Origin of the sequence: Haloferax sp. Atlit-12N, from assembly GCF_003383095.1 — an archaeon.
Lineage (GTDB): Archaea > Halobacteriota > Halobacteria > Halobacteriales > Haloferacaceae > Haloferax.
This window is the reverse complement of the sequence record NZ_PSYW01000067.1, coordinates 1-550: the sequence shown is the minus strand read 5'-3', so window position 1 is coordinate 550 and position 550 is coordinate 1. Positions and strand designations below refer to the sequence as shown.

Genomic DNA, 550 nt, shown 5'->3' with positions numbered 1-550 from the left:
TGTTTGACGTGGCAACTGAGGGTGAAGAGGAGTCACCGGGCGACGGGAACGGACATTCGGAAGCTCGCTCATCGCCCGTCCAAGCTAGTGAGGTTCCTGTCTCCGATAACGAACTCCGGAAGCGTGGCCTCAGCTATGATGATGTCCACTTCCTCAGCCAAGTTCTTGAGGTGATGAACCGCGAGGCTACTGAGTATACTCTCCTCAACTCGATGCGGCCCCTCCGAGATGAGTACGAAGACCTCCACTTGGAACGCTTGACGGAACAGAATCTCGTTGAGGACGCGTCTACAGCCGGTCAAAAGTACTATACTGTCCTCCCGGCAGGGCGGGCACTACTCGGACAGAAACTCCAAGTTGGTCCCGGGAAAGGCGATATCGGAGAGAAAACACCACACAAGGTCGGTGTTCGCCTCCTCGAACAGTGGCTCCAACAGCAGGACAATGTCGTTCGCGTCGAACCGTACTACGAATACGACGACAGGACGGTGTTCGACGTGGGTGAGTTCAACGACGCTGGCGAACTTGTTTGGGTCGGCGAAGCTGAACT

The 550-nt window shown here is 56.0% G+C and carries 1 pseudogene; it reads left to right on the top strand.

Features of this window, described 5'->3' with window-relative positions:
• Positions 1-550: pseudogene (locus C5B90_RS20025) on the top strand (ATP-binding protein); the annotation flags it as partial.